Source organism: Hymenobacter metallilatus (genome assembly GCF_003944705.1).
In the GTDB taxonomy this organism is placed as follows: Bacteria; Bacteroidota; Bacteroidia; order Cytophagales; family Hymenobacteraceae; genus Hymenobacter; species Hymenobacter metallilatus.
Genome location: NZ_RWIS01000006.1, coordinates 216,607 through 241,669 on the forward strand (window position 1 = coordinate 216,607; position 25,063 = coordinate 241,669).

21 protein-coding genes are annotated in these 25,063 nt (G+C 57.8%); 8 read left to right on the forward strand and 13 right to left on the reverse strand.

Annotated elements, in window-relative coordinates; all coding sequences use genetic code 11:
• Positions 1-81 precede the first annotated feature (81 nt).
• Positions 82-954, forward strand: a complete 873-nt coding sequence (locus EI290_RS11070; RefSeq protein ID WP_125429822.1) for a nucleoside phosphorylase — start codon at positions 82-84, stop codon at positions 952-954.
• A gap of 253 nt (positions 955-1,207) precedes the next feature.
• On the opposite strand, the gene EI290_RS11075 is transcribed toward EI290_RS11070, so the two are convergent.
• Positions 1,208-1,519, reverse strand: a complete 312-nt coding sequence (locus tag EI290_RS11075) for a hypothetical protein (RefSeq protein WP_125429825.1) — start codon at positions 1,517-1,519, stop codon at positions 1,208-1,210.
• Positions 1,520-1,751: 232 nt separating this feature from the next.
• Positions 1,752-2,777 (reverse strand): acyl-CoA reductase, encoded by a 1,026-nt coding sequence (locus tag EI290_RS11080; RefSeq protein ID WP_125429828.1) that lies wholly within the window; start codon positions 2,775-2,777, stop codon positions 1,752-1,754.
• Between the two features lie 165 nt (positions 2,778-2,942).
• Here EI290_RS11080 and EI290_RS11085 point away from each other — a divergent pair, with 165 nt between their 5' ends.
• Together EI290_RS11085 and EI290_RS22450 are read left to right on the forward strand one after the other, a co-directional pair.
• On the forward strand, positions 2,943-3,290 hold the full coding sequence (locus EI290_RS11085) for a 4Fe-4S binding protein (protein WP_125430038.1): 348 nt from the start codon (positions 2,943-2,945) through the stop codon (positions 3,288-3,290).
• A 148-nt stretch (positions 3,291-3,438) separates the two neighbouring features.
• On the forward strand, positions 3,439-3,612 hold the full coding sequence (locus EI290_RS22450; protein ID WP_185816954.1) for a hypothetical protein: 174 nt from the start codon (positions 3,439-3,441) through the stop codon (positions 3,610-3,612).
• 65 nt (positions 3,613-3,677) lie between these two features.
• On the opposite strand, the gene EI290_RS11090 is transcribed toward EI290_RS22450, so the two are convergent.
• Together EI290_RS11090 and EI290_RS11095 are read right to left on the reverse strand one after the other, a co-directional pair.
• Positions 3,678-4,841, reverse strand: coding sequence for an N-acetyl sugar amidotransferase (locus EI290_RS11090; RefSeq protein ID WP_125429831.1), 1,164 nt, complete (start codon positions 4,839-4,841; stop codon positions 3,678-3,680).
• A gap of 93 nt (positions 4,842-4,934) precedes the next feature.
• Positions 4,935-5,897 carry a carbon-nitrogen hydrolase family protein gene (locus EI290_RS11095; protein ID WP_125429834.1) on the reverse strand — a complete coding sequence of 321 codons (963 nt, stop codon included), beginning with the start codon at positions 5,895-5,897 and terminating at the stop codon, positions 4,935-4,937.
• Between the two features lie 274 nt (positions 5,898-6,171).
• On the opposite strand from EI290_RS11095, the gene EI290_RS11100 reads away from it, so the two are divergent.
• Both EI290_RS11100 and EI290_RS11105 read left to right on the forward strand, forming a co-directional pair.
• Positions 6,172-8,862 carry a valine--tRNA ligase gene (locus EI290_RS11100; protein ID WP_125429837.1) on the forward strand — a complete coding sequence of 897 codons (2,691 nt, stop codon included), beginning with the start codon at positions 6,172-6,174 and terminating at the stop codon, positions 8,860-8,862.
• A 311-nt stretch (positions 8,863-9,173) separates the two neighbouring features.
• The gene (locus EI290_RS11105) at positions 9,174-11,765 is read left to right on the forward strand and encodes a TonB-dependent receptor domain-containing protein (RefSeq protein WP_125429840.1); all 2,592 of its coding nucleotides are present in this window, start codon (positions 9,174-9,176) and stop codon (positions 11,763-11,765) included.
• Positions 11,766-11,911: 146 nt separating this feature from the next.
• Here EI290_RS11105 and EI290_RS11110 read toward each other — a convergent pair whose 3' ends face one another.
• The 3 genes from EI290_RS11110 to EI290_RS11120 form a co-directional block, all read right to left on the reverse strand.
• On the reverse strand, positions 11,912-12,121 hold the full coding sequence (locus EI290_RS11110; RefSeq protein ID WP_125429843.1) for a hypothetical protein: 210 nt from the start codon (positions 12,119-12,121) through the stop codon (positions 11,912-11,914).
• 185 nt (positions 12,122-12,306) lie between these two features.
• The gene (locus tag EI290_RS11115; RefSeq protein ID WP_125429845.1) at positions 12,307-13,722 is read right to left on the reverse strand and encodes a dihydrolipoamide acetyltransferase family protein; all 1,416 of its coding nucleotides are present in this window, start codon (positions 13,720-13,722) and stop codon (positions 12,307-12,309) included.
• A gap of 151 nt (positions 13,723-13,873) precedes the next feature.
• The gene (locus EI290_RS11120; RefSeq protein WP_125429848.1) at positions 13,874-15,127 is read right to left on the reverse strand and encodes a competence/damage-inducible protein A; all 1,254 of its coding nucleotides are present in this window, start codon (positions 15,125-15,127) and stop codon (positions 13,874-13,876) included.
• 101 nt (positions 15,128-15,228) lie between these two features.
• Here EI290_RS11120 and EI290_RS11125 point away from each other — a divergent pair, with 101 nt between their 5' ends.
• Positions 15,229-16,053: a DUF4197 domain-containing protein gene (locus EI290_RS11125; RefSeq protein WP_125429851.1), complete on the forward strand. Its 825-nt coding sequence runs from the start codon at positions 15,229-15,231 to the stop codon at positions 16,051-16,053.
• 111 nt (positions 16,054-16,164) lie between these two features.
• Complete coding sequence (locus EI290_RS11130) at positions 16,165-16,926, forward strand: DUF4197 domain-containing protein (RefSeq protein ID WP_246008925.1); 762 nt, start codon at positions 16,165-16,167, stop codon at positions 16,924-16,926.
• Between the two features lie 130 nt (positions 16,927-17,056).
• Here the strand turns inward: EI290_RS11130 and EI290_RS11135 are convergent, their stop codons facing one another.
• The 6 genes from EI290_RS11135 to EI290_RS11160 all read right to left on the reverse strand — a co-directional run bounded on the left by EI290_RS11135 (position 17,057) and on the right by EI290_RS11160 (position 23,143).
• A complete protein-coding gene (locus tag EI290_RS11135; RefSeq protein WP_125429854.1) occupies positions 17,057-17,422 on the reverse strand; it encodes a hypothetical protein in 366 nt (121 codons plus the stop codon).
• A 178-nt stretch (positions 17,423-17,600) separates the two neighbouring features.
• Positions 17,601-18,233: an ABC transporter ATP-binding protein gene (locus tag EI290_RS11140; protein WP_125429857.1), complete on the reverse strand. Its 633-nt coding sequence runs from the start codon at positions 18,231-18,233 to the stop codon at positions 17,601-17,603.
• Positions 18,234-18,334: 101 nt separating this feature from the next.
• The gene (gene lpxA, locus EI290_RS11145; RefSeq protein WP_125429860.1) at positions 18,335-19,135 is read right to left on the reverse strand and encodes an acyl-ACP--UDP-N-acetylglucosamine O-acyltransferase; all 801 of its coding nucleotides are present in this window, start codon (positions 19,133-19,135) and stop codon (positions 18,335-18,337) included.
• Between the two features lie 99 nt (positions 19,136-19,234).
• Positions 19,235-20,626, reverse strand: coding sequence for a bifunctional UDP-3-O-[3-hydroxymyristoyl] N-acetylglucosamine deacetylase/3-hydroxyacyl-ACP dehydratase (locus tag EI290_RS11150; RefSeq protein ID WP_125429863.1), 1,392 nt, complete (start codon positions 20,624-20,626; stop codon positions 19,235-19,237).
• A 110-nt stretch (positions 20,627-20,736) separates the two neighbouring features.
• Positions 20,737-21,777 carry a UDP-3-O-(3-hydroxymyristoyl)glucosamine N-acyltransferase gene (gene lpxD / locus EI290_RS11155; protein WP_125429866.1) on the reverse strand — a complete coding sequence of 347 codons (1,041 nt, stop codon included), beginning with the start codon at positions 21,775-21,777 and terminating at the stop codon, positions 20,737-20,739.
• Positions 21,778-21,913: 136 nt separating this feature from the next.
• A complete protein-coding gene (locus EI290_RS11160; RefSeq protein WP_125429869.1) occupies positions 21,914-23,143 on the reverse strand; it encodes an HD domain-containing protein in 1,230 nt (409 codons plus the stop codon).
• 352 nt (positions 23,144-23,495) lie between these two features.
• Between EI290_RS11160 and porX the strand changes: the two genes are divergently transcribed.
• Complete coding sequence (gene porX, locus EI290_RS11165; RefSeq protein ID WP_125429872.1) at positions 23,496-25,061, forward strand: T9SS response regulator signal transducer PorX; 1,566 nt, start codon at positions 23,496-23,498, stop codon at positions 25,059-25,061.
• Positions 25,062-25,063 lie beyond the last annotated feature (2 nt).

Genomic DNA, 25,063 nt, shown 5'->3' on the forward strand with positions numbered 1-25,063 from the left:
CTAGGCAATAATGTGCCTGAAGCAATGCATTTTCCAGTCAATTTTTACTTTTTAATTCTCAATTTTTAATTCCTTTCCCTCATGCCCATTGCCGAATCGGAGCTGATCCTGAACAAGGACGGCAGCATCTACCACCTGAACCTGCAACCCGACCACCTGTCCGATACGATTATCACGGTGGGCGACCCGGAACGGGTGCCCTCGGTCAGCCAGCATTTCGATTCCATCGAAACCAAGATTCAGAAGCGCGAGTTTGTCACGCATGTGGGGTATTATCAGGGCAAGCGCATCACGGTCATCAGCACCGGCATGGGCACCGATAACATTGATATTCTGCTGAACGAGCTGGATGCTCTGGTGAACGTGGACCTCGTGACCCGGGAGCCGCGGCCTTTAGAAGAACGCATTAGTCTGCGCATTATCCGGGTGGGTACCAGCGGCTCCTTGCAGGCCGATATTCCGGTGGGCTCCCTGCTGGCCTCGGAGCACGCTGTGGGCCTCGATTCCCTGATGCAGTTTTACCCGCTGGTAGAAACCGGCCTGGAAGTAGAGGTGGCCACTGGTATTCAGCAGGCATTGCAACTGCCTTACCGCCCGTATTGCGTGCGGGGCTCCGACCTGTTGCGCGAACAAATCGGGTTTGATATGGTGAAAGGCAATACGCTCACCTGCCCCGGTTTCTATGGGCCTCAGGGCCGCGTGTTGCGCCTGGATCTGCGCCTGCCCACCCTGATTCAGGAGTTTCAACAGTTCCGTCACCACAGCGCCGAGGGCGAGTTCCGCCTTACCAACTTCGAAATGGAAACTGCCGGCTACTATGCCCTGGGTCGAATGCTGGGCCACGAGGTATTGTCGCTGAATGCCATTGTGGCCAACCGGGCTACGAGGGAGTTTGCCACCAACTCCGAAGATATAATCAACGACCTGATCCAGAAAACCCTGGACCGCCTCTAATTCCTGCTTGCAGGGATTCACGGGGATTCCACGGCTTTGGTGGACGCTTGACCGGGGCACCCGCTATAGCTGGTGCTGTACTGGCAAAATTTGTTCTGATAAATAACAAAAAAGGCTTGCCCCTTAGGCAAGCCTTTTTTGTTGAAGTTGGTTTTCGCACTGACGTAAACATTATACACCCGGCACCAGCCACAGCGGGTGCCCCCGGTCAAGCGTCCACCAGAGCCGCGCGAATCTGTGCAAGCAGTGGTTCTTAGTAGAAATCGAAGCTAAGCACGGCACGCAATGGCAGCGAGATACCTGATTTCAGGGTGAGGTATTCCTCGTGAGTAGCCCAAACGGTGGTGTACACCCGTTTGGTAGCGCCATCGGCCGTTTGAAAGTAGATATCCAGTTTACCATGGTAGGCGTTACCCAAGGTAGCGGCGCGCTCCGCGTCGTGGCGGCGGCGCTTCACCGCTACCGGGTCGGTGAGAACATCCTGGGCCGCAAAGCGCAGAGTGGGAATTACTTCTTTGTCAAGGGTTTCAATGGCGGCGTCCGTGGGTTTAATCTCGGGTATCATTGTCGTAGGGTCAGGTAAGAAAGCAGTGCAAACGGTCCGTTCTGCTTACAGCATACGGCCAGCCGGATGGATGTCTGATGAACAGAGCTGTCGGTTTTTATCTGCAGCACTGTTCAGGCAGCTTACGTTTGTGTACGTAACAACCTATCGGAAGGTGTACCCACAATCGTGCCCACTCTTACTGCCAGGCCCGATTTACCGCAACAGCTGCCTGAATGCCTGACAGGTTGCTTTACACCAGCTCAGCTAAAAAAGCCATGGTATCTACACCATCGGCATAGTCAGCTACTCCGGGCTGCTGGGCTTGTCCGCAGGCTACACTGCCCGGATACAGCCCGCCGCCGGAAACCAGGCACTGGGTTTGCGCCGCCACATCCGTCAGTTGGTCCAGTAGGTCTACTTCGCTGGTGTAGGTAGCGTAGTGCAGCACCGAGATAGGGGAAACGAGTTGGGCACTTTCCGTCAGAAGCAAAAAGCCCGTATCGAGGTGAGGCACGCGGTTCACCAGTAGAATGCTCTTATTATAGTCGTAGTTGTTTTGGTAGCGGTTGTGCTCCAGCACACGGTGCCGGGGCTGCTGGGCGTCCAGCAAAGGCGTAAAATCGTAGCCTTGAGGCACGTACAGCTTGCTCACGTTGCGGCAGCCCAGCCCGTAGTATCGGAATATATCTTCCCCCAGCAAGCCCAGGTCGTGGTCGGATTCGCGGCCGGTCAGGATGGCCAGACTAGTGCGGTTGCGCCGGATGATGTTGGGTTTCTTGCCGAAATAGTACTCGAAGTACCGGGCCGTATTATCCGAGCCGGTGGCAATAAACGCATCGGCTGCGTTCAGGCGCTCTACCAGCCGGATCTGGTTGGCAAAGCGGGGCTCCAGGCGTGTGAGCTCATCCAGCACCCAGCGCATCAGCACGGTATCGTCGGAGCTGAGTTTGGCCAGCAGAATATGGCCCGAGAGCAGCACGCACATGGCATCGTGGAAACCTACCAGTGGAATATTGCCGGCCATAACTACGCCCACCTGCCGGGGTGTGGCAGGCTCCGGAGGGTAGCGGGCAGCCCAGTGGCGCAGTGGCTCCTCGCGCAGCAGATGCGCCACGCCCTGAATGGCCGCCCGTACGTTGGGCTCATCGAACCAGGGATTCTGGTTGCGGGCCCGGCTGAGCAGGGGCCACAGCTCGGCTTCGTTTTCCGGGGTGGTAAGGAAATCAAGGCGCTGGCCCAGGGCTACAAAAGCGGCAAGGCGGTCGGCGTGGTGCATATTATGAGGGAAGAAAAGCAAGCAAAGAGAAAAAGGCGACGCTGAGCAGCAAAATTACTTAACTGTGTACGGCTAATTCCTAATTTTGCCCCGCCGCATCCTGTAGTTGCCGGGTTGCGTATGGCACTTTACCGAATTTCCTACTTCTTAACGACACCTGCGGCTATGGCCATCATGATAACCGACGAGTGCATCAACTGTGGTGCCTGCGAACCGGAATGCCCGAACACTGCTATTTACGAGGGCGGTGCCGCCTGGCGCTGGGCCGATGGCACCAGCCTGAAGGAGGTGCAGCTGGACGGCGGCAAAGTGGTATCGGGGGTAGCCCCGCAAACCCCGATTTCCGACGAGTACTATTATATCGTATCGGATAAGTGCACCGAGTGCGTGGGTTTCCACGAGGAGCCCCAGTGCGCTGCCGTATGCCCCGTTGACTGCTGCGTGGATGACCCCGACTACCGCGAATCGCAGGACAAGCTGCTCAGCAAGAAGCAGTGGCTACACCAGGAATAACCACCGTTTACATGGATTTTGCGGCCGATTGTGGTACACGCTTCAGCTTGTGCCGGGCGTAGAATTGATACGTTAGCCCCGAAACCAGCTTCAACAAAAAAGGCTTGCCGGTTAGGCAAGCCTTTTTTGTTATTTACTAGAACAAATCTTGAAGCTGTTTAAAAAGCCGAAAGACCGTCATGCTGAGCTTGTCGAAGCATCTCTACCGCTTTTTATGTCGTTCAACGAAGCGGTAGAGATGCTTCGACAAGCTCAGCATGACGGTCTGATTGGTTCTGACAGACTTCCTAAACAGCTTCCTTGCCAGTACGGCACAAGCTAAAGCGTGTGCCACAATCGTCCACAAAATCCGTGCAATCCGCCTTACATCCGTGAAAATCCGTGAGCCTAGGTGCCGCAGTTGAAGTACTTATCGTAAGCCGACTCGGGGATAAGCCGGAACTGGCTCAGGAGTTTGATAGGCCATTTCAGCAGGCGGATCAGCTCGTAGTTGTTGGGGTAGGAGCGGAACGTTCGGGGCGGGGCCGCCACAATTTGCTCAAATTCCTGTCGGGTCAGGCCCAGGCGCTTGATGCACAGATCAATGACCTTTTCATCCTCGATGACGTTGACGTGGCGCACCCGTTCCAGGGCCACTTCCCGCGGCATCTGTCCCGAGCGCACCAGGGCCGAGTAGTTGAACAGGCGCCGGTCGATGTTGAACTTGGTGCGATTCAGGTAATAAATAACGCTCTGATACAAGTCATCGAAATAGTGGGCCCCGGGGTTTACCCACTCCAGTTCCCGGGCCAGTAGCTCATCCACCTCGGCCCGCACGTAATCTACATGGTAAAGCAGCGTTACGGTTTTGATGCGGCGGATAAAGGCGTAGTAAAACATTTCCTTTATATCCAAGTGGAAGCCTGGGTCGGCGGGTTTCCAGGGGCGTAGCGGCACCGTGCCAAACTGCTTGTGTACGGCCTTCAGGTACTTGCCATCCAGGTAGTTCCAGCTCAGCGGGGCAATGCCCTCCGTCCGGAACGACTGCCCGATGACAATGCGCTGCACGCCTTCTTTCGCTGCCACGCCGTACAGGGCCGTGGCAATGCCCACGTCGGTTCCCTCCTCCATATCGGGCACGGAGGCCTTCAGAAAGGCAATTTTCAAGTCCTTGGATTCGCGCCAGTCCGAGGTGATAGTGCGCATTTCCACGCCTAGCTTACGGCAGGCCTTCACCATATTTTCTCCGGCCACCGGGTTGCCAAACCCATCGTTGAAGTGTACGGCTAGGGGGCGTAAGCCTAACTTCACCACGCAATACCATAGGGTAAACGATGAGTCGCGGCCGCCACTAACCCCCAGTACGCAGTCGTATTTTTTGCCTTTGCCCAGCCGTTTCATATCCGCCACCATTTCCTGTACGTGGCGGGCGCCGGCCTCACCTAGCGGGAAAGCCCGATCCATCTTATCGTGGAGGGCACAGAAATTACATTCGCCGCGACCATCGAATCGGATACCGGGAACAGTAGTATCCATGATGCAGCGGGTGCACTGTTGGTAAAGTTTGCTCATGCAGTAGGGAAAGGATCCGAAGTGGCGCAGGGGGCAGACCAGCTCGGAGGAAAGTTCGGGGGATAGTTCGAGGGGCACCCGGTGGGTGGCCGCTCAGGATGGCAGGGAGTCAAAGGTAAAACCTTTGCGCACTAGCATCTGGCCAATTTGTGTGCCTTGCTCCATCCGAACCGGGCGCGGCAGGTCCGCCACTACTAGGTCGCCGGCAAATTCATTGAACGTACCCTGGGCCCGGATGCCGCTGGCATCAACGGCCAGGGAGCATCCCACGCTTTTCTTGCCCTCGTAGGGGCCGCCCACAATGTAGCCCACCGAAGTAGTACCCACCACCACCACATTGTACAGCTGAGCCAGGATAGAATAGGGCTTGATCCATTTCTCCCGGTAGGGGTCGTGCTCCTCGTTGATGGAGTAATCCACCGTCCAGGAGGAGGGCGACAGAATAAACTCGGCTCCCATGCGGGCCAGGGTGTGCCCGATGGGCAGCCCATCCAGAAAGTTGTCGGCGCAGATATTTACCCCGATTTTGCCCAGGGGGGTGTCCACCACGTTCAGCGTCTGGCCCACGGCGTAAAAGGGTAGTTCTACTTCCAGTAGGTTGATTTTGTGATACTTGCTGATGATTTCGCCCTGGGGGTTAATAAGGATGGCCGCATTATAGTTGCGGCCATTGGCTGCCCGCTCGGTCAGGCCCGCGCAGATGTAGAGGTTGTAGCGCAACGCCGCCTGGCACAGCCGGTCGGAATAAGGGCCGGGAATGGGCTGAGCTTCGGTGAGGGCGCTGGGGTGAGTCCAGGCAAAATCCAGGGTTTCGGGCAGCAACAGCACGTCGCAGCGCTGAGAGGCGGCTTCGGCCACCATCCGCTCGGCCCGCTCCAGGTTGCGGTCCGGTTCACCGCCTTCTACCAGCAGCTGACCCATGGCAACGCGCAGGGAGCCGGCACTAGCGGTAGTTGGGGGCGGAGGTGTGGGTAGAGGAATAGCGGCCGGCGCCACGGGAGCTGGCAAGGGAGCTGCCAGGCTAGCCGATGATTTACGGAAGGAAAAAAGAGCCATACGCGCGCGTCAACTACGGGAAAAGAGGAAAAACTGCGTCGATAGAACGGGGCTTGGTGGGGGAGTGGGAAGAAGAAAGAACGGTAGCGTTAAGCTTCAAAAATACAGAATAGGCCCATACAAACCCGCTAAAACTTTCTCTTCTGCCGCAGAACGTTCAACGGCAGGCCGGGCGCTGACCTCCGCTGGGCCCGGAGACGGGTAAAGCGCCTGGTTTCCTGCCCGGCCCGAAATGCCTACTTTTGCCCCTATTCTGAACTGATTCCCTTCGACGATGTCCATCGCCAAAACCTATACTCCCGCCGACGTTGAAGCCAAATGGTACCAGCGCTGGCAGGAGCAGGGCTTTTTCAAAGCCCGGGCCAACCCCCGCAAGCAGCCGTACACGGTGGTAATTCCACCGCCCAACGTGACAGGGGTGCTGCACATGGGGCACATGCTCAACAATACCATTCAGGACGTGCTGGTGCGCCGGGCCCGGATGCAGGGTAAAGAAGCCTGCTGGGTGCCTGGCACCGACCACGCCTCCATTGCCACCGAAGCTAAGGTAGTGGCGCTGCTGAAAGAGCAGGGTATAGAGAAAAAAGACCTGACCCGGGAGCAATTCCTGGACCACGCCTTTGCCTGGAAGGAGAAATACGGGGGCATCATTCTGGAGCAGCTTAAGCAGCTCGGCGCTTCCTGCGACTGGGACCGGACGCGCTTCACCATGGAGCCAGAGCTGACCGAGGCCGTGCTGCGCGTGTTCGTGGATTTGCACCAGAAAGGCCTGATTTACCGCGGCGTGCGCATGGTCAACTGGGACCCCCAGGGCCAAACGGCCCTGTCCGATGAGGAAGTAATTCCCAAGGACGTGATGGCCAAGATGTACCATTTGCGGTACGAAGTTGTCAGTGATTCGTTGCCAGTTGGTAGTGAAGGCAACCAGCAGAACGATGCTGATAACCAACAACTGACAACTAACAACTACCTTACCGTAGCCACTTCCCGGCCCGAAACCATCATGGCCGACGTGGCGGTGGCGGTGAATCCCAACGACCCGCGCTACACGCACCTGCACGGTGCCAAAGTGCGGATTCCGCTACTGGGCCGCGAAATTCCGGTAATTCTGGACGAGTACGTGAGCATCGACTTCGGTACGGGCGCGCTGAAGGTGACGCCGGCCCACGATTTGAACGACTACGAGCTGGGCCTGAAGCACAACCTGCCCGTTATCGACATCCTCAACAACGACGGCACGCTCAACGAGAAGGCCGTGTTGTACGTGGGCCAGGACCGGTTTGCGGCCCGCCGCAACATCGTGAAGGACCTGGAGGAAGCCGGCCACCTGGTGAAGGTGGAGGAGTACGCCAGCATCGTGCAGACCTCGGAGCGCACCAAGGCTGTGATTGAGCCCCGCCTGAGCCTGCAGTGGTTCCTGAAAATGGAGCACCTGGCCAAGCCCGCCCTGGAAGTGGTGGAAAATGACACCGTGAAGCTGCACCCGGCCAAGTTCAAGAACACCTACCGGGTGTGGATGGAGAATGTGCGCGACTGGTGCATTTCGCGGCAGCTATGGTGGGGCCAGCAGATTCCGGCCTACTACCTGCCCGATGGCACCTACGTGGTGGCCCTGACGGCTGAGGAGGCCTTGCTGCAGGCCCGCGAGCAAAGCGGCAACGAGGCGCTGCAGCTCACGGACCTGCGCCAGGACGAGGACGTGCTGGATACTTGGTTTTCGTCGTGGCTGTGGCCGATTTCGGTGTTTGATGGCTTCAAGGACCCCGATAACGCCGACGTCAACTATTTCTATCCCACCAATGACCTGGTGACGGGGCCGGACATCCTGTTTTTCTGGGTGGCCCGCATGATCATGGCCGGGCTGGAATACCGCCGGGAAGTGCCCTTCCGCAACGTGTACCTCACCGGTATTGTGCGCGACAACCAGGGCCGCAAAATGAGCAAGCAGCTCGGCAACTCGCCCGATCCGCTGGACCTCATCAAGCAGTTCGGGGCCGACGGCGTCCGGACCGGTATGCTGTTCTCGGCCCCGGCCGGCAACGATTTGCTCTACGATGAAAAGCTGGTGGAGCAGGGCCGCAACTTCTCGAATAAGCTCTGGAACGCCTTCCGCCTGGTTAAGGGCTGGGAGGTGGACGCTGCGCTACCCTTTGCAAATGAGAAGGCCGTGGAGTGGTTCTCCGCCAAGCTGAATGCCACCATTGCTGAGTTGGATGAGCATTTCGAGAAGTTCCGGATGAGCGACGCGCTGATGACGGTGTACAAGCTGGTGTGGGATGATTTCTGCTCGGTGTACCTGGAGATGATCAAGCCCGCTTATCAGGCCCCCACCGACCCTGAAACCCTGCGCCACACTACGAGCTTCCTCGAAACCCTGCTCAAGCTACTGCATCCGTTTATGCCCTTCATCACCGAAGAAATCTGGCATGAGCTGAAGGAGCGGGGCGCCAAGGAGTACGTATGCGTAGCCGCCTGGCCCAAGGCCCAACCCGTGGCCGGCAGCCCCGAGCTGCTGGCCCGCATGGATCGGGCGCTGGATGTTGTGGCGGGCGTACGCAACATTCGTAACCAGAAAGGCCTGGGACCTAACAAACCTCTGACCCTGGCGGCCAAAACCGACGATGCCCAGCTGCTCCAGGACTACAGCAGCATCATCCGGAAGCTGGCGGCCCTCACCGAAATCAGCGTGGTAGAGGCGTCCCCTGCGGCTTCCGTAGGGTTTGTATCAGGAGGAGCTGAGTTCTTCGTGCCCCTGGAAGGCCAGATTGACTTAGGAGCCGAGAAGGAGCGCCTCAGCAAGGAGCTGGAATACGCCCAGGGTTTCCGCAACTCGGTATTGAGCAAGCTGAGCAACGAGAAGTTCGTGCAGAACGCCAAGCCTGACCTGGTGGAGCGGGAGCGGCAGAAGCTGGCCGATGCCGAAGCCAAAATTACAGCCCTGGAGCAGAGCCTGGCGGCGCTGTGATGTAAGTAAGAAGCAGGCGCAGAAAACTGCGGCACTGCCTATCCCGCAAAGGCGGTTCTACACACGTAGAACCGCCTTTTTAGGTTTCAGCAAACAAATATTCCAGGGCACGTGCCACCCCGGCGGCAAAGTTGCGTCTGTGGCTGCGGTTACCTGGTATTCGCCCGGACTTTCTCCGGTTTCCGCCGTACAAATGAACCGCTTAGTCGGGTTCATTTCGGGTGGCAACACGCGGGTAGTAGGTTTGGAGTACAATTGATAAGCTTTAGTCTGCTGCCGAATAGTTGGGAGCCGCTTTTCCCCTCACGTTCATGAATAGAGTTCTTCTTTCGATACTGCTGTTGAGTGGTAGTCATGCCGTACTGGCCCAGATGCCGGCTGGCGAACGGCCGGCCGGTGCGGGGCGCCCCGCCGGAGCCGAGCGCCCTGCTGGTGCGCCTACGGCGGCTCCGCAGGAAGGCAGCGGCCGCATTACCGGTACGGTGCTCGACGCGGCCACCAAGCAGCCGGTGCCGTACGCTACCATTGCTCTGCTGAACCCCAGCACCGGCAAGCCTGTGGATGGCACTGCTGCCGACGACAACGGTAAATTTGCTATTCCGCGTATTGCGGCGGGTACGTACACGGTGCAAATCAGCTTTATCGGCTACACGCTGGTGGAGAAACCCGGCGTAGTGATTACCGAGGCGGGTAATACCGTGGCGCTGGGCACCGTGGCGCTGGCGTCCTCGGCGCAGGCCTTGGGTGAGGTGCGGGTGGAGGGCCAGCGCAGTCTGGTGGAGGAGAAGGTGGACCGCACGGTGTACAACGCCGAAAAGGACGAAACCACCCGGGGCGGCGACGCCACCGACGTGCTCAAGCGGGTGCCCAACCTCTCCGTCGACCTGGATGGAAACGTGAGCCTGCGCGGCAGCCAGAACATCCGGGTGCTCATCAACAACCGGCCCAGCACCATTTCAGCCAACAGCATTGCCGACGCGCTGAAACAAATTCCGGCCGACCAGATCAAGACCGTGGAGGTAATTACCTCGCCCTCGGCCAAGTACGATGCCGAAGGCTCGGGCGGCATTATCAACATCGTTACCAAGCAGAACAACCTGCAGGGCTTTACGCTGGATTTGCGTACCAGCGCCGGTTTGCGCAGCTCCGACCTGGGCCTGAACGCCTCGTACCGGGTGGGCAAGATGGGCTTTTCTTTGGGCGGTGGTGGCCGGGGCCAGTACAACGTGCCGGGCTCCTTCCGCAACGAGCAAACCACTTACTCCATCAACGGCACCGACGTGGCCAACCGCCAGCTGCTGACGCGCACGGTGCAGTCGGCCGATACGCGCCAGCAGAACGTGTTCGGGCGCTATTCGCTGGGCTGGGACTATGACATCAATAAGTACAACTTTCTCTCGGCCTCGGTGCAGCTGGGGCTGCGCAACGGGTCCAATTACCAGGATAATCTGGCCTCGCAGACTACGTTTTTCCGGCCTGCCCTGGGTGACTCGCTCACCAACCGCCTGAGTGATGTGAAGGTGCTCGATAACTCCAATACCCTGGACGCCACACTGAACTACACCCGCACCTTCGAAACACCTCAGCGCGAGTTTAGCCTGCTGGCCCAGTACAGCCGTAACACCCGCACCAACAACTTCACCAACACCACCCTCAGCGGGGAAGGAGCCGGCGACTACCGCCGCAACCTCAACGACAGCTACAACCAGGAAATTACGCTGCAGGCTGATTATCAAACGCCCCTGAGCAAAACCCAGCTGCTGGAGTTCGGGGCTAAGGACATCATGCGCCGCGTAAACAGCGACTATATCACCTTCCTGAACGGGCAGCAGCAGACGGGTACCAACCTGTCGAACGTGTTTGACTACAACCAGAATATTGCAGCGGCTTACGCCTCGCTCACGCAGAGTTTCCTGAAAAGCTACACCCTGAAAGCCGGGGCCCGCTACGAGTACACCACCATTACGGCCGATTTTCGCACCGGCAATGAAACATCTATTCCCTCGTACGGGGTGTTGGTACCCAGCGTGAACCTCTCGCGCAAGCTGGCCAACGGCAACGTGCTCAAAGCGGCCTACAACTACCGGATTCAGCGGCCCTCCCTGCAGTTCCTGAACCCCAACCGGCAGTCGGGCAACCAGTTGCAATACACCGAGGGCAACCCCGAGCTAAAGCCCGAGTACACCAACAACTACGAGTTGGGCTACAGCACCTTCATCAAGCAGACTTCCTTGAACTTCTCGGTGTTTGCGCGTAATACCAATGGCTCCATTCAGCCAATCCGGGAGCAGGACGGGGCTCTTATCCGGACTAGCTACGCCAACATTGGTACCGAAAACGCCTATGGCGGCAGCGTGAATGCCAACGTAAATATCCAGAATAAGCTTACCCTGGGTGGCGGACTGGATGTGTATTACGCCACACTCGACAACAATACGTCCAATGTACTGTACGCGGCCAGCAACCAGGGCTGGGTGGCCAGTGGCCGCCTAATGGGCGGCTATACCTTTGCGAAGGGCTGGGGCGTACAGGCCTTTAGCTTCTATCGGGGGCGGCAAGTACAGCTGCAGGGCTACCAGGGCGGTTTCGGGGTGTATAGCCTGGGCTTAAAGAAGGATTTCGCCGATAAGAAAGGCAGCATCGGTTTCGGGGCCGATAACTTCTTCACCCCGGTGAACCGTATCCGCAGCTCCATCAGCACCCCCGCTCTCGACCAGTACAGCGTGAACGTGCTGCGCCGCTCGGGCTTCCGCGTGAACCTGAGCTACCGCATTGGTAAGATGAGCATGGCCCAGCCCAAGCGCAAACGCTCCATCAACAACGACGACCTGAAGGACGGCGGTGACGGGGGCAACGGCGCCGGCGCTACTCCCGCTCAAGGTGCCAGTGGGGGCCGGCCCTAGCGTGAGTATAGCCGCTGTCATTGCAAGAAGGCACGATGACGCAGACAACCGGAAAGCCCCTGACGTACGAGCACGTCAGGGGCTTTTCGTTGGGTTGAAACCAGCGCTAAGGCGAATAATAATGCGTTATACGCCCACTAGCTTACTTACTTGCCCACTTTCAGGCTGTCGGGCACGGCGCGGCCGCGGGTAGCCTGGGTGAGCTGATTCTGAAGCTGGAAATTCACCTGCTCGCAGTCGGTGAAACGGCGCTGGGCCATTTCCAGAGCGGCTTCTGTAGTGCGCAGGCGCTGGTACAGAAACAGAATCAGGCCCAGGGCAATGAGCAGGGCTACCAAAGGCAGAGCTTTATTCATAACAGGAAGGAAAAATCAACGGGCCGCCAGAAAAGAAAATCTGGCCATCGGGCAAAAATACGGCTTCGAGCCGCAAAAAGGGCCCCGCCACGTAACCACGGCGGGGCCCTTCGCATACACCTCTAAGCTCTAAGCTCTAAGCTCTAAGCTCTAAGCTCTAAGCTCTAAGCTCTAAGCTCTAAGCTCTAAATACTGGTAGAGGGGTCGAACTGTTCGAGGTAGTCGGCCACGCGGCGCACAAACATACCGCCCAGGGAACCATCGACTACGCGGTGGTCGTAGCTGTGACTCAGGAACATGAAGTGGCGCACGCCAATCAGGTCGCCCTGGGGAGTTTCAATAACAGCGGGCTTTTTCTTGATGGCACCTACGGCCATAATGGCTACCTGCGGCTGCATAATGATGGGCGTACCCATCACGTTGCCGAAGGAACCCACATTACTTACGGTGTACGTGCCGCCCTCCAGATCCTCGGGCTTGAGCTTGTTGGCCCGGGCCCGGTTGGCCAGGTCGTTCACGCGCTTGCTCAAGCCGTTCAGGTTCAGCTGGTCGGCATTGTGGATAACGGGCACAATGAGGTTGCCGGAAGGCAGAGCCACGGCCACGCCCACGTTGATGTCGCGCTTCTTGATGATGTAGTCTCCCTCAACCGACACGTTGATGTTGGGGAAGTCCTGGATGGCGCGGGCAATGGCTTGGATAAAGATGGGGGTGAAGGTGAGGTTCTCGCCTTCCCGCTTCTTGTAGGCGTCCTTGTGCTTGTTGCGCCAGTTTACAATTTCCGTCACATCGGCTTCCACAAAGGAGGTAACGTGGGGCGAAATCCGCTTGCTGTCCACCATACGCTGAGCAATCATCTTGCGCATACGGTCCATTTCCAGCAGCTCCTGCCCCCCGCTGATGGAAGGTACAGCCTTGGTAGGTAGTTGCTGGTTGTTGGTTGCTGGTTGTTGGGTGGGAGCAGTGGCCGGAGCGGCCGGGGCAGCTACCGGAGCCGGGGTAGCAGGTGCATTAACCGGGGCCGCCGCTGCCGGCGCGGCGGCTTGGGCCAGCGGCTGCTTGCCGGCGGCTACATAGTCGAGAATGTCTTTTTTGGTAACGCGACCTTCGCTGCCAGTACCCGGCAGGTATTCCAGGTCGGCCATCGAAATGCCTTCTTCGCGGGCAATGCTGAGCACCAGCGGCGAGTAGAACCGGCCGGCCTGGGGTTGGGTCGTGGCAGCTACGGCCTGTGCCGGATTGGCCTGCGGGTCGTGGGCCTCGGGCAGATAGGGTACCTCGGCCGGAGCCGTTACGGCACCATTGATGGCAGGCGCAGGAGCCTCGGCGGCGGCCGGGGCAGCCGGGGTGGCAGCTGCCGCATCAGTTTCAATTACGGCAATGGGAGCACCTACGGCTACTACCTGACCTTCCTGAACCAGTATTTCCTGCAGTACGCCAGCGTAGAGGGCGGGCACTTCGGTATCTACCTTGTCCGTGGCTACTTCCAGTACCGATTCATCCTGCTCGATGGTGTCGCCTACTTGTTTGAGCCATTTCAGAACGGTGCCTTCCATGATGGATTCGCCCATCTTGGGCATCGTCATTTCCACTCGTGCCATGCGGTTGGGGGTCTTGGGGAAAAAGGGTGGGGTGGGGGTTGGTGCCCCAAAGGTAAGTGAAGTGTTGGACTGTTGGATGGCCCAATTGTTGGATTGCAGGATTGTTGGATGGGTGAGGGATGTCACTCCAACCATTCACCCATCCAATAATTCACCCCTTGCCTACTTCCAGCCGTAGCAGATTCAGGGCGGCCGTAGTTGTGTACTCCAGGTTCAACTGCCGGCCCCGATTGAAGCTGAGTTGGCGCGTTACGGTGCGGTGGGCGTCGGCGTAGGCAATGCAGATGGTGCCGACGGGCTTGGTATCAGTACCTCCGTCGGGGCCGGCAATACCACTGGTAGCCAGGGCCACATCCACGCCCAGGCGCCGACGCAGACCCTCGGCCATTTCGGCCACGGCTGCCTCGCTCACGGCTCCGTGAGCGGCCAGGGTTTCGGCTTTTACCGCCAGCTCGCGCATCTTCACCTCGTTGGAGTAGGCAATGATGCTGCCCTGATAGTAGCGGGAGCTGCCGGGTACGCTGGTGAGGCGGTGGGCCAGCAGGCCGCCGGTGCAGCTTTCAGCCGTGCCCACCGTAAGGCCCCGCTCGGCCAGCAGAGTGCCCACGGCTGTTTCCAGGTTAATTTCACCTTCGGCGAAAATATGGTCGCCGAGTAGGGTACGTAGCTCGGGCAGCAGGGCTTCCATACGGGGCCGCAGGTCCGGCTGCCCGTCGTCGTGACCAGTCAGGCGCAAGCGCACCCCGCCCAGAGAGGGCAGATACGCCAGTTTTACATTGGCGGGCAGGCGGTTTTCCCACGCCTCAATGCGTTGAGCCAGGAAGGATTCGCCCAGGCCCACCGTCTGCACAACCACGTGCTCGATGGCGGGCGTCTGGAAGTGCTGACGCAACCGGGGTAGCACCTGCTCGGTCATCAGGCCTTTCATCTCAAATGGTACGCCGGGCATACTCACAAACACGGTGCCCCGGTCTTCGAACCACATGCCCGGGGCTGTGCCCAGGGCATTGTGCAACACGGTGCAGGCCGCCGGCACCAGGGCCTGCTGGCGGTTCACTTCCAGCATGGGCCGGTTGTAGCGGGCAAAAATACCTTCCACGTGGCGTAAGGTGGGCTCATGCAGTACCAGTTCGGAGTGGAAGTAACGGGCCAGTACGTGCTTGGTGAGGTCGTCTTTCGTGGGGCCCAGGCCGCCGGTCATCAGTACCACCTGAGCCCGTTGCCGGGCCTGGTCCAGGGCCGCCACAATTTCATCGGCCCGATCCGACACGCTGGTAATCTGGCGCACGCGCAACCCCAGTTTACCCAGTTCCTGGCCCATAAAGGCCGAATTCGTATCCACGACCTGCCCATACAGCAGCTCGTCGCCAATAGTCATAATTTCAACGTCCGGAATGAGGGGCATAGGGAGGGTGGTTAGGAGGAGTGCTGGATTTGGCGCAATATTGGCAACTCGCCCGCTAACAACGCCATTTTGGCCCCCAGGTTTTTTCACTTCTCCCCCGTATGACATCCTTCCGCACCCTGGCCCTGGGCCTTACGCTCACGCTGGCCGCCACTCAGCTGGCTTCCGCCCAAACCAAAACCACCACGAAAAAAACTACATCTACCACCAAAAAAACCACCACCGCGAAAAAAACTACTCCGGTCAAAAAAACCACCACCACTACCAAGACTGCCACCACCAAGGCCCCGGCTCCTGTTGCAGCACCCGTTGTTCCGCTTACCGCCGACGAGGCCACCGGAGGACTGCGCGAAGCACTCACCCAGGGCGTAACCAAAGCCGTGGCCCAGGCCGGCGAAACCGATGGTTTCAACGGCAACTCGGATATCCGCATTCCGTTTCCGCCCGAGGCTGAGCTGGTAGCTGCCACCCTGCGCAAGGTACGGGCGGGGGCTCTGGTTGATAATTTTGAGGTTGCTCTTAACCGGGCTGCCGAAACGGCGGCGGCACAGGCTAAACCCATTTTCCTCAATGCCGTGCAGAACCTGAGCCTGCAGGACGCGCTTACCCTGGCTGCCAGCAAGGAAAGTGATGCGGCTACCACGCTCCTGTATGAAAAAACGGCTGCCGACCTTCGCACTGCCTTTCAACCAACCGTGCAACAGTCGCTGGAGCAAACAGGAGCCATCAAGCTGTACGCCGAAATGGTGGCCCGCTACAATAAAATTCCTCTGGTTACGCCCCTCAACCCTCAGCTGGTACCATATGCCACTGAGAAGACGGTAGATGGGCTGTTTGCCCTGATTGCTACCGAAGAAGGGCGCATTCGGGCCAATCCGGCAGCCCAGGGCAGTGCCTTGCTGAAGCGCGTATTCGGAAGCCGATAGGTCCCTGCACCTCGGCTATATCGGGCGTGGAAAGCAGAAAACGGGACAACTGTTTTTGGTCCGGTTTCTGCAAAAGCAACCAGCAGCCCCTTATCGGCTCTTTCTTTTGCTATGACCAACCGCCGCTTTCTTCTGTTACCCGCTCTGCTGCTGGGTATGCAACTCTCCGCTTCCGCGCAGCTCAGGCTGCCCAAGCTGGGCGACATCCTCAAAACCACTACAACGACTACCACCACCACTACTACCAAATCTGGTGGGGTAGGGAGTATCAGTCAGGATGAGGCGGCCCGCGGCCTGAAAGAGGCGCTGACCCTGGGCATCAGCAAGGGGGCCGACCAGGCTTCCAGGCAGGATGGTTTTTACCTGAACAAGCTGATCCGGATTCCGTTTCCGGCCGATGCCCAGCGCGTAGCCAATACGCTGCGCTCCATTGGGCTGGGCAGCCAGGTCGACCGGTTTGAGCTTACTCTAAACCGGGGAGCTGAGGATGCGGCCAAAAGTGCCAAACCCATCTTCCTGTCAGCCATCAAAAGCCTCACGTTTAAGGATGTATGGGGTATTCTGACGGGAGAAAAGGATGCGGCCACCAACTACCTCAAGCGCACAACTACCGAGCAGCTTACAGCTGCGTTCAAGCCCATCATGCAGAAAAGCCTGGATCAGGTGGGGGCAACCAGGTACTACACTGATCTGACCACCCGCTACAACCGGATTCCGCTGGTAACACCGGTGCAAACCGACCTCAACCAGTATGCTACCGGTAAGGCCATCGACGGGTTGTTTACCCTGGTAGCGCAGGAGGAAGCCAACATCCGGGAGAACCCCCTGGCCCGTACCACCGACCTGCTTAAGCGGGTATTCGGCTGGAAGTAGCCTACTCTTCATCAATGCCGCTCACGCAGTGGGCCGGCAACCAAAAAGAGGCCCGCACTCGGAAGAATGCGGGCCTCTCTGGTTCCAGTTAACCGCCAGTCAGGGAAGGGACGGATGCTAATTAAACGACTTAGAAGTCGTCATCGTCGTAGCCGGAGCTGCGGCGGCCGCTGCCGGTGCGGTGGCTGCCGTAGCCGCCGTCCTCGTCATCATCCTCGTCGCCGAAATCATCCTCATCGTCGAGGGAGCTGAACCCACGGCTGCCATCGGGGTCTTCGGCCGCTTCGGCAGTGGTGTATTCATCCTCAGTCATGCTGGCCAGATCCAACGCCTCATCGTGAGAGGAACCCGTGTCGCGCCACATCAGATAATCAGCATACTTAGCCGAAAGCTGATCTTCCGAATTACCACGGGTTGCGCTGCCGCCGGTAGCGGCAAAATTATCTAGCTCATCGTCATCGAAGAGGTCGTCATCCAGGTCGTCGTGTTGTCTCATGGCCTTGCTAGGGGCGGTAAGGGTGAAAAATTCTGGACTAAGCCAGGGCGTGTTCCAGGTGCGAAGATACGTGCAGAAGGGCCTACAAGGTTGCAGCCGGTTACGCAGCCGAAGTGGCCCCAGGGCTTAGGCCCCAGAATCAGGCAGTTCCGAACAATGGTATATACCTAAAAAGAGGCTAACGGGCCGCCTGTGCCCCAAAATCGGTAATCCGGATGTGCTCCTGGCAGAAGTCGTACTCTTCGGGCACGTTACTGGAGAGCAGTACCGTGCGGCCCGGCAGAGTAGCCCGGATGTGCTCCTGATACCAGGCCACTCCGGCCCGGTCGAGGTTGGTGGTGGGCTCATCCAGCAGGAGCAGGGGCGTATCGGCGTACAGGGCCAGGGCCAGCTTCAGGCGTTGCTTCATGCCACTGGAGAAGTCGCGCACGAGCTTATGGCGCGATTTTTCCAGGTACATACATGCAATCAGCTGCTCTGGGGTAAGGCCGGGCTGCAGCGGTTTGAAGCGCGTGTGAAACCGAATCAGCTCGGTCAGGCTCAGCTCCTCAATCAGCTCCAGGTAGGGGGCGGCAAAGGCCAGGCACGTCGGAACATCCTCTACGGCCACAGTATGCCCATGCAACTCATATCCAACAGTACCCGCAGTCGGCAAAATCTGCCCCGACAACGTGTTCAGTAAGGTGCTTTTACCGGCACCATTGGGCCCCAGAATAGCGGTGGCCGTACCTGCCCGGAAGGTGTGCGTAAGGTTCCGGAAAATCCATTCTTGGGCAAACCGCTTACTCAGGCCAGTGGCGGTAATCTGCATTCTTTCAGAGCTTAGACTTGAGAACTTAGAGCTTAGACTACATACTGACGCTACAAACGCAAGAACGAAGTCTAAGCTCTAAGTTCTCAAATCGTGTTTCTCTACTCTCCGCTGCCGTTGCTACCCCGGGAGTAGCCCTTAATTACGCCGCGGCCGGAGTTCCGGATAAAGTTTACTACCTCATCCCGTTCCGGGGAGGGAGCCAGCTCCAGCTCAATCTGGTCGAGGGCGGCGGCGTTGTTGAGCCCGCTCAGGAACAATAACCGGTAGAGCTGCTGGATTTCAGCAATTTTCTGATCCGAAAATCCCCGGCGGCGCAGGCCAATACTGTTGATGCCCACGTAGGTAAGCGGCTCCCGGCCAGCCTTCACAAATGGTGGTACGTCTTTACGAATCAGGGAGCCGCCCGAAATCATGGCATGTGCCCCAATGTGCACAAACTGGTGAATAGCCGAAGAGCCCCCCACAATGGCATAATCTCCTACTTCCACGTGGCCGGCTACCTGCACGGTGTTGGCCAGAATACAGTTGTTACCAATTACACAGTCGTGAGCTACGTGCACGTAGGCCATGAGCAGGCAGTTGGCCCCGATAACCGTTTTGAGCTTGTCGACCGTACCTCGGTTTACCGTTACGCACTCCCGGATTACCGTATTATCGCCAATATGCACGGTGGTTTTCTCGCCGGCAAACTTCAGGTCCTGAGGTTGAGCAGCAATAACTGCCCCGGGAAAAATCTTGCAGTTTTTGCCGATGCGGGCCCCGGCCATAATCGTTACGTTGGGGCCAATCCAGGTGCCTTCCCCGATTTCCACGTCCTTATCGATGGTGGTGAAGGGTTCCACTACCACGTTCTGGGCAATTTTGGCTTCGGGGTGAATATAGGCGAGCGGCTGGTTCATTCGTTTTAATTAAAAATTAAAAATTAAGAATTAAAAAATTGAAGTAAATGCTCCTATTCAATTAAAAAGGAGACATTTTTAATTCTTCATTTTTAATTTTTAATTCTTTTTCACAATGCTGGCCGACATTTCGGCTTCCATTACCACTTTCCCGTTCACGTAGGCTTTGCCGCTCATTTTGGCAATGCCACGCTTGATAGGAGCCGTCAGCTCGCATTTGAACAGAATCGTGTCGCCGGGTTTAACCATTCGGCGGAAGCGGCAGTTTTCAATTCCCAGAAAATACGTCCAGTAATTTTCCGGATCGGGCACAGTGCTCAATACCAGAATACCGCCGGTTTGGGCCATGGCCTCAATTTGCAGCACGCCCGGCATTACGGGGTTGCCGGGGAAGTGGCCGGGAAAAAACGGCTCATTGAACGTTACATTCTTCACGCCCGTCACGGTGGTGGCGTCCAGATGAATGATCTTGTCGATGAGCAGGAAGGGGTAGCGGTGGGGCAGGGTAGCGGCAATCTTGTTGATGTCCATTACCGGCTCCCGGGCGGGGTCGTAGGCCGGCACCGGGCTGGTGTGAGCCTCCATCATCTTCTTCTTGATGCGCTTGGCAAAGGCCACATTGGCCGCATGGCCGGGCCGGGCCGCCAGAATCTGGCCTTTCAGGGGGCGGCCTACCAGGGCCAGGTCGCCTACGAGGTCCAGCAGCTTGTGGCGGGCGGGCTCGTTTTTATACCGCAGGTCCACGTTGTTAAGGATGCCTTCCTTCTTGACGGCTACTTTGGGCTTGCCCAGCATGGTGGCCAGGTCGCCCAACTCCTCGTCGCTCACCACGCGGTCTACCACCACAATGGCATTGCTCAAATCCCCGCCCTTAATCAGGTTGGATTTGTAGAGGGCCTCCAACTCATGCAGAAAGCAGAAGGTGCGGGAGGAGGCAATTTCTGAGGTGAACTGGTCGATGTGGGTGAGTGAGGCATGCTGGGAACCCAGCACCGGCGAGTTGTAATCCACCATCACCGTGAGGCGGTAGGAGTTGAGGGGCAAGCCGGCAATTTCTACGGCCCGGGCGTTGTCCACGTAGCGGATTTCGTCGGGGATTTCGAAGTAGTTGCGCAGGGCGTTCTGCTCTTCCAGGCCCACCTCCATCAGAGGTTTGATAAACTCGTAGCTGCTGCCATCCATAATGGGCGGCTCAGGACCATCCAGCTGAATCAGCACATTATCAATCTGCAACCCTACCAGCGCGGCCAGCGTGTGCTCCACGGTATTTACCCGGGCTCCGTTCTGCTCAATGGTAGTGCCCCGGGAAAGGTCTACCACATTATCTACGTCGGCATCCACAATGGGCTGGCCGGGCAAATCGACGCGCTGAAACTTGTAGCCGTGGTTAACAGGGGCGGGGCAGAACGTCATGGTGGCCTGCACGCCGGTATGAAGGCCAATGCCACTCACGGTGACGGGGGCCTTTATGGTATGTTGCTTGTCGTTCATTTTCTGAGTTGTCAGTTGTCAGTTGCCAGTTGTCAGTTGTCGGACCATCGAAAGCGGGATGGGGCCAACAACTGACAACTAGCAACTGACAACTCAAATAGACTGCAAAGCTAGGGCTTTTCCTGTTCGGTACGGCTGCGCTCCAGTTGGGTCAGGCGGCGCTCCAGGTCGGGGAGGTGCCGGAATACGGCATTGGCCCGCAGACTGTCGCGTAGGTTGAAAGCCGGGGAGCCCTGCAGCAGCACGCCCTCTTCCTTAATGGATTTGCCCACGCCCGACTGCGCCGTAACCGTTGTGCGGTTGGCCAGGCTCAGGTGGCCGGCAATACCCGTTTGGCCCGCCAGTACGCAGAAATCCCCGATTTTAGTGGAGCCTGAAATCCCCGTTTGAGCCGCAACCACGGTATGACGGCCAATTTCCACGTTGTGGGCAATCTGAACGAGGTTATCAATTTTGGCACCTTCCCGGATGATGGTAGAGCCCAGGGTGGCACAATCAATGGTGGCATTGGCCCCAACACTTACATTGTCTTCCAGTACCACGTTGCCAATCTGGGGGATGGTGCGGTAGGAGCCATCGGGCTGGGGGGCAAAGCCAAACCCATCGGAGCCAATAACGGCCCCGGCGTGAATGGTGCAGCGGCTCCCGATGCTGGTTTCGGCGTATACCTTGGCTCCGGCGTACAAAATGGTCCCATCCCCGATTTTCACCCGGTCGCCAATGAATACGTGGGGAAAAATCACCACGTCCTGCCCGATTTCGCAGTTTTCACCAATGTAGGAAAAGGCGCCGCGGTAGTGGTTGCTGCCAATGCGCGAGCTGGCCGCCATGTAGGCGGGTTCCTCAACGCCGCGCTTACCGGTGCGGGTGGCCTGCTGATAAAACTCCAGCAGGGTGGTGAAACTGGTATAGGGGTCTTCTACCCGAATGAGGGCGGCCGGCACAGGATGGCGCAACTCCAGCCCGTGGCCAACAATAACGGCCGAGGCTCCGGTGGTATACAGATGGTGCTCGTATTTCAGGTTCGCCAGAAAGGAAAGGGCACCGGCTTGGGCTTCCTCAATTTTGGCGAGTCGGTCGATGCGCAGGGAGGCGTCGCCTTCCACAGTTCCGCGCAGTACTTCTGCTATCTGGCCTACGGTAAATTCCATCGGGCAAAAGTAGATAAATATTCAGTTGTCAGTTATGAGTTGCCCGTTGTCAGAAGGTGCAAAATAGGGGGGAAAGCTAATTCGCAGCGTGTTACTGGCAACTGACAACCGACAACGAGTAACTACCAACTGACACTCACAGAATCTCCTTGGGGTAGCAGATGTAATGCTTTTCCACGCGCTGGCTGATGGCGCGGATGTTGGGCAGATCGGAGGCTTCGGCCACGTTCACCACCCGCCCGCGCTTGGTGAGCACGTCGATAGGGTCCTGGCCGCCAATGTCGTAGGCGTTGTTGCTGATGCGGCCCGTGAGCATCAGCTGAGCCGCATCGGCGGGGGGGAGTTGGAAGTGCTCGGCAATCAGCTCCACAATGCCCAGCTGAAACTCCTCGTCGAAGGGTTCGGCCTGGAGCGTAATTTTGAACAGGTGCCGGTCGAGCAGGCTTTGGGCCAGGTAGTTGAGTACTTTGTCGGGGTGGTCGGCCCAGAGTTTCACGGCCCCCCACACGTCGGTGTCGTCCAGGCGGGTAAAGCGGCGCAGAATCTGGTCGTCCTGCTCAAACTCCTGCTGCGTAACGTTGCGCGAGAGAAAGAAATGCAGGTTGGGCGAGGCGGGTACCTGCACGCCCGCCCGCACCAGGTCGCGGGCCCGCTCCATTATCCGAATCACCATCTGCTCGGCCGAGGTAACGGTTTTGTGCAGGTACACCTGCCAGTACATCAGGCGCCGGCTCACCAGAAAGTTCTCGATGCTGTACACCGCCTTTTCCTCCAGTACCAGCTTTTCCTCCACCACGGTCAGCATCTTGATAAGGCGGTCGGCACCGGGGCGGCCCTCCTGCACGCCGGTGTAAAATGAGTCCCGGTTGAGGTAGTCCAGCCGGTCCATATCCAGCTGGCTGCTCACGAGCTGGTGGAAAAATGGCCGGGAGTAGGTGCCTTCAAAAATCTGGATTGCCAGGTCCAGGGCGCCCTTAAACTGGGCGTTGAGCTTGCGCATGAGGTGCAGGCTGATGGCCTCGTGGTGCACGTCGTCGAAGAGGCTACGCTCCAGGGCGTGGGAGAGGGGCCCGTGGCCAATATCGTGCAGCAGAATAGCCGCCATGGCGGCCTCACCTTCCCGGGCCGATATTTTCACGCCTTTGTCCTTGAGCGTGCGCAAAGCCAGCGTCATCAGGTGCATGGCCCCCAGCGCGTGGTGGAAGCGCGTGTGCAGTGCCCCCGGATACACAAACATGGTAAGGCCCAGCTGCTGAATCCGGCGCAGACGCTGAAAATAGGTGTGCTCAATCAGGTCAAACAACAACTCCGTGGGGATGGTCACAAACCCATACACCGGGTCGTTGAAGATTTTCTTTTTGTTCATGAGAAGGAGAGAAACCGGGGCCTGGAAACCAGCCAACACCCAGCGAAAAGGAACGGGAAAGTAGGTTCTGTGTTGTTACTACACCAGTACGCCCCCATTGAGGGCCGAACGAACGCCCGGTGAAGTCGACATTTTTCGGCTACTTTACCGCCGAGTTGGGGCGAAGTATAGGCCGGTGCGAATTTTTTAAATCAAAAACCACGGATTGGGAGTAAAGCTACTTACGAAACTTCAGTTGCATTTTGCAGCCACTACTTGCAGCTACCGCGCAAGATGTGGTATCTGTATTTCGTAAAGTGCGTTTAATGACGCGCCGGGCAGTGCCGGGCGCTACACCCCAAGTCCCCACCACATGCAATATTCGATTCTCTGGGCCGATGACGAAATCGACCTCCTGAAGCCTCACATCCTCTTTCTCAAAGACAAAGGCTATGATGTAACCGGCGTAAACTCCGGGGCCGATGCCATTGAGGAAATTCAGGAGAAGACCTACGACATTGTGTTTCTGGATGAAAACATGCCCGGCCTGACGGGGCTGGAAACCCTCACTGAAATCAAGGCTGTGCGGCCTACTGTGCCAGTAGTCATGATTACCAAGAGCGAGGAGGAGCACATCATGGAATCGGCCATCGGTGCCAAAATTGCCGATTACCTGATTAAGCCCGTCAACCCCAGCCAGATTCTGCTGTCGGTGAAAAAGGTGCTCGACAACAAGCGCCTGGTGAGTGAGGCTACCAACAGCGGCTACCAGCGCGACTTCCGCCAGCTGGGTATGCAGCTCTCCGACCGTCTCAGCCCTTCGGAGTGGGCCGATGTGTACAAAAAGCTGGTGTACTGGGAGCTGGAAATCAACGAGACAGAGGGCAAAAGCATGGCCGACGTCTTCAACATGCAGAAGGATGAGGCCAACACGTACTTCGGCCGCTTCATCACGGAGAATTACGAGGACTGGGTAAACGGCGACGATGAGGAAGCCCCGCTCATGTCGCACCAGCTGTTTAAGGAGCGGGTGTTCCCGATGCTGAAGGATACCGGCGACACGCCCGTGTACTTTGTGCTCATCGACAACCTGCGCTACGACCAGTGGAAGGTGCTGGAGCCCATTATTGCCGAGCTGTTCACCGTTGATTCGGAGGAAACCTACTACAGCATTCTGCCTACCACCACAGCTTACGCCCGCAACGCCATCTTCTCGGGCATGATGCCGGGCGAAATTCAGAAGAAGTATCCTAACCTGTGGGTGTGGGACGACGACGATGAGGGCAAGAACATGCACGAGGCCGAGTTCATGGAAATCATGTTCCAGAAGAACAACCAGAAGGCCAAGTACAGCTACAACAAGGTAACCAACCTGCAGGCCGGCAAGGATTTGCTGGGCAAAATGGCCAACCTGCACAACAACTACAAGCTCAACGTCATCGTCTACAACTTCGTGGACATGCTCAGCCACGCCCGCACCGACATGGCCATGATCCGGGAGCTGGCCGCCGACGAATCGGCCTACCGCAGCATTACCCGCTCCTGGTTTCTGCACTCCCCGCTGTATGAAATGATGCAGCAGATTGCCGAGCGCAAGGGTAAACTCATCATCACCACCGACCACGGCACCATCCGCGTAAAACGGCCTTATAAGATTGTGGGCGACCGGAACACGAACACCAACCTGCGCTACAAGCACGGCAAAAACCTCGGTTTCGACGACTCCCGCGACGTATATACCGTACGCAAGCCGGAGCGCATCTTCCTGCCCCGCGAAAACGTGAGCACCGCCTACGTCTTCACCGTGGGCGACTACTTCTTCGCCTACCCCAACAACTACAATTACTACGTGAACTACTATAAGGACACGTTCCAGCACGGCGGCATTTCCCTGGAGGAGTGCATCATCCCGTACGTGGTGCTCAGCCCGAAAGGGTAGAA